This window comes from Candidatus Woesearchaeota archaeon, from assembly GCA_030651135.1.
GTDB lineage: Archaea > Nanobdellota > Nanobdellia > Woesearchaeales > JACPBO01 > JACPBO01.
Genome location: JAUSCS010000013.1, coordinates 263,667 through 272,187, shown reverse-complemented (window position 1 = coordinate 272,187; position 8,521 = coordinate 263,667). Strand labels below are relative to the sequence as shown.

Below are 8,521 nucleotides of genomic sequence, written 5' to 3'. Positions count from 1 at the left end.
ACCGCCTGCGCTAACAGAAGATCTAAATTCTATTCCTCCTATGCCATTAGAACCGCCTGGGTCTTTATCAAGTATTATATCGCCAGGATAAGTAGGTAATCCCAATGTAGAAGATAAATCTCCTATCTGAAGTCTTCCTCTCGGATTCGTTGTCCCGATGCCAACAGCATTATTTGATATGGTCAAAGTCCCTGCAATCGTCCCTTCATCAATCTGTTCTGCAGGATGCCCTGGGTTGTTGACAGCGGTCTGTGCTATTGCAATTCCAACAATAAAAACAAAAACAACAAATCCCAATATGTAGTATATGTGCTTTTTTGCAATATTTAGTTCTAATTTCATTTTATACCCTCTTTTATTATTTATCAACAGTTTTTATTTTCTCTCGATCTTTTGCAATAAAAATTTGTATGTTTCACCTGTCTTTAAGCTCTCCAAGTACAATCCCTCTTCATCTTCAAACATTCTCCATACAGGCTTATCGTCTTTGTTGAAAACAATATCCCCTGTATTGAATGCTGTTGCCTTGACTGTCCCTGCTACCTGCAATTTTACTGAAGGGCTCGTTGTTCCTATGCCAACATTGCCGGATGCATCCATTGTAAGAGTATTAAGATTATTTGCCCCAAGAATAAGCTTTCTTAAAGCTGAATCATGGGTAATATACGCGGCAGTATCATCAAGTAGGAATGTGAGAGTATACCCAGATAATCCTGATTTTGGTCTAAGTTTTAATGCTTCATCTTCAGAAGATGATGGTTGCACATAAAGTGCAGCTGTAGGGCTTGATGTTCCGATGCCGACGTTGCCTGCATCAGCGATATACATGAGGTCTGTACCAACAATATTTCTAAAGAAAAATCTGCTATTTTCACCACTGGCTCCGGTAAGCTGAAAACCTAAACCTCTGCTGGATGGACCCTGTAAAATTGCCTGGTTAGTATTGGAATCCAGCATCAACTGGGCATCTTGCCCCGCGTTGTAAACATAAACCTTGCCTCTAACATCCAACTTAGAGCTAGGGCTTGATGTTCCAATGCCGACGCTGCCAACACTGTTGCCCAATATAATGTTACCGCTACCAGCCGCATTTAAAATCAAATTACCATTGCTCCATGAACCTGGCGCAATCGAAAATGAGCCAGCGCCATTATACCCGCCGTATAGAAAACCCGTGTCTGTCAATTGAAATTTTGAGTTTGCTCCGACTACCTCTAATTTTACACCTGATGTAGGGCTCGTCGTCCCGATGCCGACATTGCCGTTTGATAAGATAGACATAGCATCTATATTGTCATTGTTAGTTAAAAAACGCAATCCTGCAGAGCTTGGGTTTATAATAGAGGAGAAAGTTGTAGCAGTTCCATCAAAAAACTTCAATGCCCTTGTTGTTCCGCCGCTTGTTTCTCCAATAGCCAAATTTCCGCCAGTTACGTGCAATTTTTCAGCAGGGCTTGCTGTCCCGATGCCGACGTTGCCACCACCATCTATAATAACATTACCTGTGCCCAAGTGGTTTATATAAAAAGTTGTAGAAACACCATTAAGTAAAGCATCTATGGCATTGGTATCAATTAACACAGTATTAGAACTTGTGACGCCACCAATCCTTGCTTTACCAATAACTTGGAGTGCTTGGTCTGGGCTTGTTGTTCCGATGCCGATGTTGCCGTTTTGTTGTAGAGCCATAACAGTAACTGCAGTAGCCGGATTGGTGATACGTAAAATATCAGAATTTGCATAATCACTATATATGTTCCATTTGTTAACCCCATTTACAGCGAATACAAATTGAGGAAATTTATTAGTACCAGCATCAATATACAAAGATGAGTGACCTGTGGATTTTGCCCGAATGTTGCCATTTACATCCAACATCTCCCCAGGACTCGTCATCCCAATCCCAACATTTCCTCCAGCAATAGTCAAAGTTCCAGCAATCGTCCCTTCATCAATCTGTTCTGCAGGATGTCCTGGATTATTGGCAGCGGTCTGTGCCATTGCAATTCCAATTATGAAAACAAAAACAACTAATCCAATTAAGTAATATAGATGTTTTTTTGCGATATTTATTTCGAATTTCATTTTACACCTTTCTTTTTTAGCTCTTTGTTCTCAACTTCGATTATGAATGATGAAAAAGAATGATCCCTGAAAATCACAACAGTCCCTTTCTGCCAGCCCTTGAGCTCGGCTAGCCTTTTGGGTACTGTAATCATAAGCTGTCCATTCGGCAGTTGCTGTATTTTTACCATATTAGTATTACAAATATGATTTTTATTAAAATTTTATTTATTTTTTATATTATCTGATATATTAGTATTTAAATGTTTCTATTTTCATTATATTAATATTTTAAATATTTTTCATATTATTTATTCTATTAATATTTAAATGTTTTTATTTCTCAATAATCCATACATGTTATTAATAATTATATTAATTTTTTTAATATTTTATTTATTAATAAAGCTTTCTATTTTAGAATTTAACGTGAGCCTATTTCAGAATTTCACAATGTTTTTCAATCTCTCAAAATAATAAACCTTGTCGGCAATGACATAGACTTCAAAATCATCCAACTTCTGTTGCAGAAAAGGGCTCAATAATTTTTCTTTTGCAACATCTGCCCCTTCTGTAACAAGATTGAAAGAGGGCTGCACAATCAAAGTTTTCTTTTTATATTTTCCCTTCAGAAAGCATTTGAATGTTTCTACGCGGCCGCCTTCTTTTAAAGAAACAGCAGGATGCTCATGCGCGATAACTATTATTTTGGATTTTTTAATCAGGATTTCGATGTTTTTATTTGTTTTATCGCCATGGATTATTAAAATGCCATTTATTTTCAGAAAATTAATTATTTCCAAATTCCTTTTATCTGCAATAGGCCCCAGTATCGTGTCATGATTGCCTTTAATTAAGACAATTTCTTTGCAATATTTATTCAAAAAATCCAGCAGCTTTAATGCATCCCGCCATTCCTGCTCGGATATTGTTCCGAACTCGTGCTTTAGATCGCCATTCACTATTATTTTATTAATTTCTTTTTTATTTTTTTTAAGATTTAAAAAAATCCTTTCCAATCTTTCAAGCGTTTCTTTCAATTGGAATCTTGGAATTAAAACACCTTCTTTGTTCAATGCTTCTTCATATCCTATGTGGAAGTCTGCAAATACCAAAGTTTTTTCTTTAATCAAATAAAGTGCAAGATCAAAGATTTCAATATTGTCTGCGATTTTCATCTGCTTCTTTTCACCCCGATTCTCGGGCAGTATTTGCTTATCGGGCATCTTGAGCAGAATGGCGAAACTGGAACGCAGATATTCTGCCCGAACCGGACAAAAAGCTCGTTTAAGTCATACCAGTATTTCTTAGGAATTATTTTTTCAAGCGCTGGCTGGGTTTTTTCAGGTGTTTTTGTATTTACCCATCCGAGCCTGTTGGCAATCTGATGAACGTGCGTATCAACTGGAATGTGGTCTGGCTTGTTATATCCGTAAACAACAACAATTGAGGCTGTTTTGGGCCCAACGCCTTTTAATTTGATTAATTCATCGAATGTATCTGGAACTTTACTTTTATACCTTTTAATCAAAACCCTGCAGATCTCTTTTATCCTTTTTGCCTTTGTCCTGTAAAATCCGACTGGATAGATCAATTTCTCTATTTTTTTATTTGACAGCTTTAATATTTTTTCAGGAGTGTTGTATTTTTTCAATAATCTTATTGATGCTTCTGCTGTTGTCTTGTCTTTTGTCCTTAAACTTAATAAACAAGAGATCAGCGTTGTAAACGGATCCCTAACTATCCTGCCCCATTCCGAAACAAAAGGATGTTTCCAGTTTTCGGATTCTTTTTTCAGCAGGTCCATTATAAGAGCAATATTTTTTATTTTAGGCATTTTAAGTAATAAAATCAAGCCCTTTAAAAATATTTCGAGAATTTATGGTTGGGAACTTTTTCTTAAATATATCCATATAAGTACAAAGATGATAATGGCAATTATTCCTATAACTACAAAAATAAATATGTTTTTATTAATATAAGGACAATCTTGAGGGCAGGTCTTATAGTTTTCATTTGGCTCACAAATATTATTAGGGCAAGTAACTGCAAAATGGCCGACATCTACTGAAAGAACCTTTGTATTGTTTGGGTCGTAAATATTAATTGTCTTGCCGTTTTTAAAGTAAGGAACTTTAAGTATAAACTCCGTTTTATCTAATCGAATTGCCTCACCAGTCATTTCTCCTGTTTGAGGATCAATCCTGTCAACAAAAATGGTTAGAGGGATTTCAAATTTAAATGAATCTAGAATTTCATTACTAAAAGAGATTAGTTCCAAATTATATCCTATTGTTGGTTGTATTCTCTTCTCAGGAATTGAAATAGGTTTAACAACAATCTCTTTAGAAGTAATTATCCCATTATTATATTCTAAATTTAATTCATAAATCTTATTTTTTACAGCTATAACTGTGCCAAATAATAGCCCAAATAAAAACATTAAGGTAATCCCAAGGATAATTAATTTTAGTTTATTTTTCATATTAACCTCCACTATATTCAGCCAGTTTTTGACTTAATAAATCTTCATTATAAGGGCCATAGGAATTTATCCAATTACCACTTGTTACCCAACTACCACTGGGCCATCTCATAACTGTATTATAATTTGGTCTGAAGATGCCATATTGATAATATCTACAACCCTCATAACAAGATATTTCTGTATAACAATTATTGTTCGGATCATTACAAATTGCTATAGGTTCGGGTATATTATTATTATATCCGCGGATACAGTCGACAACACCATTCTCTCCGCAACCATTTCCATATAAATATCTCCATGGCGCATTTGCCTCACATTCTTGTTTTGAACTAGCTATAAAACAATTTTTGTCTGCATAGTAATTATCAGGAATCTTTTCTTCATATAGAGCATATTCATCATGCAATAAGCCAAAGGCATGACCAAACTCATGAACAAATGTTACTTCTTCATTATACTCTTCATCCCCTTCGGATTCGGGTAGAGAAAGAATACCGGCCCCACTCCATGCCATACCCCCACCATATCCTAAATTGATCACCCCGAAATATTGTTTATTACTTAAAGCACAGTAATCTAATAACCTTAGAGAATCATCTTCACAAAAATAATCACTGTATAGAAGATTTTCATGTTCACAACTCTCTCTTGGAACATTCCACTCACCAATTTCATCAACATACCAGAAATTAAATTTATTTTTATTTGATTTAAAAGGCTCAACTGACATTAGACCTCCAGAAGTTGATTCAAAATCAATCATCTTAGTAATCCCGTCTTTAAAATAATCAAAATTAGTATAACCCGAACCTACAAAAACTATATTCACTCTATCAGCATCTTTATTATTATGCCCCAGAATCAATTCTTTACAAAGCTGCTCTGAGATTATTTCAAAACTTGCTGCATTATCATCCGTTAGAGAATTTCCAGCATTATCTTCAGCATATATAGCAATATCATAAGTCCCTTCTATTTGATCTTTTGAATCCCACACATTTCCATAAATTCCATCATTGGCTGCTCCATCTCCATGAGCACTATCGTCATAAAGTGTTATTTCTGCTATTACGGTGGATCCCTTTTCAATATAGGCTTTTACCAAATTAACTCCAGATGAATCGTCACTAACCCCAGTAGTTATTGTAAATATTGTGCCTTTCATTGCGGAAGTAGGAGTTACTATTGTTTTTTCAGAATAGATTATTGGGGGGTTTGCATCCACTAATCCGAGCTTACAGCTTCCATCGCTTTGGCAAATTAAAGGTTCTTCACAACCACATAAAGAACATTTATTGACTAGATTTCCGTTATCACAATATACTGGCTTTGTTGATGAACATGAATTGTAAGAAGTATCGTCAGAACAGGCTTGAGGTGTTGTTGCTACAGTTATTGTTTTTGTTAGTTCATTATTGTTTTCATTTAATTCGTCTATAGAATTAAACGCATCTGCAGTGGATTTTATTTGATAAGAATCTGTCTTGTTATAGCTTACTATGATTTTTGATTCTATTAATTCACCTGGCAGTAGGGTACCTGTATTAGCATATATTTTAATATAATCAGGCGAGGGGTTACTTTCCGTTACAATGCCGAGGGTACTGGCAGCTGAATTTCCGATATTCTTAACTGTTGTAGTAATGGTAATATTTTCATTAACTTTCGGTGCTGAGGGAGTAATTGTAATTCCTAAAACTGTTAGGTCTGGTTTTGTTTGTATTGTTTGATTTATGCAAGCACCATCTTTGCAGGTATATTGACAATTTACAGTTTCTCTTACCCATCCTGTTGAGTTAATACAATAAAATTCCATTAGATTATTTGTATCAATACAACCGTCTGAATTTGAACCAATGCCAACAATACTGCAATCGTAACAAAATCCATAAACGGTCCCTCTAGAATTGTAATCTCTTCCATTGTCAGAATCAGTACATAGTTGTGCAGATGTGCAGCTTTGTGTTGTTGCAGGCTTATTTGCAGTTGTTCCGCAATTATTTGCGTCTGTGCATGTTCTTGTTTGCTGATTATTTACGCAGCTACTCCATTCACTGCAAGACCATGATTCTGTGCAAGCGCTAATATCTAAAATTTTATCCAAACGATTATTAGTTTCGTTTAATTCATCTACCTGGGAATTATAATCTACCCTAACACTCACAGTATAGCTTCCATATTCATCGAAAATTTGCTCATCCGAAGGTAAAACCTTCTCTTCATTAGTTTGAAGCGAGAGGCTATAAGAACTACCATAGCTAGCTAAAAGTTCTCCAGCAGAGTCCTTTATGCTCACAAGAACTGAAAAACTCCCTGTAAGTGGCGCATTTCCAATGTTCTTTATAGTCAGTATTATCTCAACATGCGCTACATAAGGTGAACGAGTAGTTAAAAAATTGAAGTTTATGTTAGAAACTATTAGATCTGGTTTTTGGGTTATTTGCTGCTGCAGACAAGCACCATCTTTGCAGCCATTGGGGCATTTGTAATTAATCTCAGCATACTCATTAGTTTCAGTACAGTAATATTCTATCAGCAGGGTGCTGTTAAAGCAGAAATCATACTGATGCAATGTTTCTCCTGGGAATTGAGGTATTGTAAAGTTAAGGACACCGTATTTATAATAGTTTATTCCACCATCAGAATCGGTACATTCATTTCCAGTTGAGTAGGCTTTTCCTGCTGTTCTGATTTTATTAAAAATCCAATCCCAAAAGCCAGCATTAACAGGAGCAGAAAGAAGTATAAATAACAAAATAAACACCGGAATATATACTAGCACTCTTTTTTTCATCAGGTAATTACTTATTTCAATGCTTTTATTTAAATATTTCGGAAAACTACTTTTTCGCAAGATTGAATGCAGCAGTAATATCTTTTGCAGGGTAGCCCTTGGCTAGAAGAAAGTGTCTTATTTGCTCTCTTGAGTGGCCGCTATTAATGTATTGCTCAATATAAGCTGTTAATTGGCCAATATATTGGTCCCGTGGCGATTGTGGTTCAAAATCTGATTTTTTCATTAACAAATAATTTGTTAGCTCATTTCGTATAGATGGGATAATGGCCATTGGCCTTGTTATTGAAGTATAAAATATTGTAAAATAAATCACTTTAATCGATTCAACAAATTTTCCAAGAATGCCTCCGATAATAAATATAATGTACATCATTATTAAAATCGGCACCCATGAAAATGAAAACCCGCTGATTGTGATTGCGGTATTTTGGGTCACTAATGAAATTAAATAGCCAATTCCTACTGAGATTGCGAGAAAAACCAAATAGATTGGAATAAGCAGAAGGCCTATAACATTGCCTACAAAGTCTATTCCAAATACACCGGCTAATGCTGCAGGAACATTATTTCTAAGGGCCTTAAGCTCCGGAACAATATCTTTTAGTGGCTTCTGCTCTATCACGACTGCTGGAAGCATGTAATGGCTCAGCAAATCCCAAATTTCAACTAATACAGTAAGAAATAAATTAATTAAAAAGCCAAGAATGCCCTTCTTCTCACCTCTTTGGCTTCCTGCATATCTCATTAAAATATCAACAAAAGCGATTAATCTTAACTTCCATTTTTCAGACCTTGTGTGAAGATGAGCATCCTTGTAGCTTATATCCTTGCCGCACAATGTGCTATAAACAAGCCAGCTTTGATCTGCCTTTTGGCGGACATTATAGAAAAATCTGAAAGGAATCAAAATAAGAACAGCAAAAAGCAAAACAAATATTCCAGCCAAAACAAACTTAAGGATGAAGAGCAAGATAGAACCAAATATCAATGTCGTAATTAATGCTGAAAAAATGACCATATTGATTGTTGGTTTTTTAATGTCCCTGCCCTTGCCAATAATTGTAAAGGAATTCTTAAATAAGAAGGCTGTATCTTTTAAACGGTCTTTAAATGGCTTTTTGGTGAATTTTTCGAACATAATGCCTCTTTTGGTTATCAATATATTTAAA

8 protein-coding genes are annotated in these 8,521 nt (G+C 35.2%); all 8 read right to left on the bottom strand.

The genetic code is table 11. From position 1 onward, the window contains the following. A partial coding sequence (locus Q7J54_08185) for a hypothetical protein (GenBank protein ID MDO8741513.1) occupies window positions 1–342 on the bottom strand: 342 nt, incomplete at its 3' end. A 33-nt stretch (window positions 343–375) separates the two neighbouring features. Beyond that, window positions 376–2,085 carry a hypothetical protein gene (locus Q7J54_08180; protein ID MDO8741512.1) on the bottom strand — a complete coding sequence of 570 codons (1,710 nt, stop codon included), beginning with the start codon at window positions 2,083–2,085 and terminating at the stop codon, window positions 376–378. Then, on the bottom strand, window positions 2,082–2,255 hold the full coding sequence (locus tag Q7J54_08175) for a hypothetical protein (protein MDO8741511.1): 174 nt from the start codon (window positions 2,253–2,255) through the stop codon (window positions 2,082–2,084). Before Q7J54_08175 ends, Q7J54_08180 begins: the two co-directional genes overlap by 4 nt. A gap of 249 nt (window positions 2,256–2,504) precedes the next feature. Next, window positions 2,505–3,242 carry a metallophosphoesterase gene (locus Q7J54_08170; protein MDO8741510.1) on the bottom strand — a complete coding sequence of 246 codons (738 nt, stop codon included), beginning with the start codon at window positions 3,240–3,242 and terminating at the stop codon, window positions 2,505–2,507. Further along, a complete protein-coding gene (gene nth, locus Q7J54_08165; protein MDO8741509.1) occupies window positions 3,239–3,901 on the bottom strand; it encodes an endonuclease III in 663 nt (220 codons plus the stop codon). The genes Q7J54_08170 and nth overlap by 4 nt, the downstream gene beginning before the upstream one ends. A gap of 42 nt (window positions 3,902–3,943) precedes the next feature. Continuing rightward, window positions 3,944–4,549 (bottom strand): hypothetical protein, encoded by a 606-nt coding sequence (locus Q7J54_08160; GenBank protein MDO8741508.1) that lies wholly within the window; start codon window positions 4,547–4,549, stop codon window positions 3,944–3,946. Window position 4,550: 1 nt separating this feature from the next. Next, window positions 4,551–7,349 carry a CARDB domain-containing protein gene (locus Q7J54_08155; protein MDO8741507.1) on the bottom strand — a complete coding sequence of 933 codons (2,799 nt, stop codon included), beginning with the start codon at window positions 7,347–7,349 and terminating at the stop codon, window positions 4,551–4,553. A 46-nt stretch (window positions 7,350–7,395) separates the two neighbouring features. Beyond that, window positions 7,396–8,490, bottom strand: coding sequence for a hypothetical protein (locus Q7J54_08150; GenBank protein MDO8741506.1), 1,095 nt, complete (start codon window positions 8,488–8,490; stop codon window positions 7,396–7,398). Window positions 8,491–8,521: the final 31 nt, after the last annotated feature.

Excerpts from the sequence above, each read along its gene's own strand:
- Q7J54_08180 (MDO8741512.1), bottom strand. The coding sequence starts at position 2,085 with ATGAAATTCGAAATAAATATCGCAAAAAAACATCTATATTACTTAATT.
- Q7J54_08175 (MDO8741511.1), bottom strand. The coding sequence starts at position 2,255 with ATGGTAAAAATACAGCAACTGCCGAATGGACAGCTTATGATTACAGTA.
- Q7J54_08170 (MDO8741510.1), bottom strand. The coding sequence starts at position 3,242 with ATGAAAATCGCAGACAATATTGAAATCTTTGATCTTGCACTTTATTTG.
- nth (MDO8741509.1), bottom strand. The coding sequence starts at position 3,901 with ATGCCTAAAATAAAAAATATTGCTCTTATAATGGACCTGCTGAAAAAA.
- Q7J54_08160 (MDO8741508.1), bottom strand. The coding sequence starts at position 4,549 with ATGAAAAATAAACTAAAATTAATTATCCTTGGGATTACCTTAATGTTT.
- Q7J54_08155 (MDO8741507.1), bottom strand. The coding sequence starts at position 7,349 with ATGAAAAAAAGAGTGCTAGTATATATTCCGGTGTTTATTTTGTTATTT.
- Q7J54_08150 (MDO8741506.1), bottom strand. The coding sequence starts at position 8,490 with ATGTTCGAAAAATTCACCAAAAAGCCATTTAAAGACCGTTTAAAAGAT.